Here is a 677-nt window from a genome sequence, read left to right as displayed (position 1 = left end):
TATTCGTCGGCGGTGTTATTGGGTTTTAGTCGTGTGCGCGTATGGGGGGCCGGGTAAGGCGGGCTTGGGCCTGCGGCTGCGGCTCGCGAGCGACGACGGGAGCTTCCAGGAAGACGTCCCCATCGATGCCGTCGGCCTGCTCACGGTCGGCCGCAACCAGGCCGCCTACGATGCCGACGCCACGTTCATCCTGAACCAGAAGAACGGTTTGTACACGGGACATCCGGAGGTGCGCACGGCAGGCCTGCCGGACAACGTCCGCCGGCTCGGCGACCTGCGCCTGGAGTGCCGCGTCACCATCGCCATCGTCAAGGACCAGATGCCGTTCATGGCGAAGGCTGCCATCAACACGCTGATGCTGACGTCGGACTGGTGCGCCAAGAAGGATTTCAACTACGGCACGCTGGCGCCGCGGCCGGGCGGGCGTGCGGTGCTGCGCGACGGCGAACGGTCGCGCACGCTGGAAACGCAGGGCTGGAACATGATGGTGCCGATCGGCGACACGGGCTGGCCGGACGACGCCCTCGTGCAATTCGACGCGGGTGCAGACGAGCCCGCGCCCGCGAGCACTACTCGAACTGCTGGCGAAACGCCGCGAACTGCGCCTTGAGTTCGTCGACTTCGCTGCGCAGCGCGGCCACTTCCTGCTCCAGCTGCGCCACGCGGGTGCCCGTCGA

General features: G+C 67.7%; 1 protein-coding gene and 1 pseudogene. One reads left to right on the top strand and one right to left on the bottom strand.

Annotation, left to right across the window (positions count from 1 at the left end):
* The coding region (locus ACEN88_RS33525; protein WP_413346655.1) for a hypothetical protein at positions 1-610 on the top strand (610 nt) is incomplete at its 5' end.
* Here the strand turns inward: ACEN88_RS33525 and ACEN88_RS33520 are convergent.
* Positions 570-677, bottom strand: a pseudogene (locus ACEN88_RS33520) (DUF480 domain-containing protein); the annotation flags it as partial. The gene ACEN88_RS33525 and the pseudogene ACEN88_RS33520 overlap by 41 nt on opposite strands.

Origin of the sequence: Massilia sp. CT11-108, from assembly GCF_047302915.1 — a bacterium.
Classification (GTDB): domain Bacteria; phylum Pseudomonadota; class Gammaproteobacteria; order Burkholderiales; family Burkholderiaceae_D; genus Telluria; species Telluria orientalis.
Note: the sequence above shows the minus strand (reverse complement) of the source record. Positions and strands in the feature narration are given on the sequence as shown.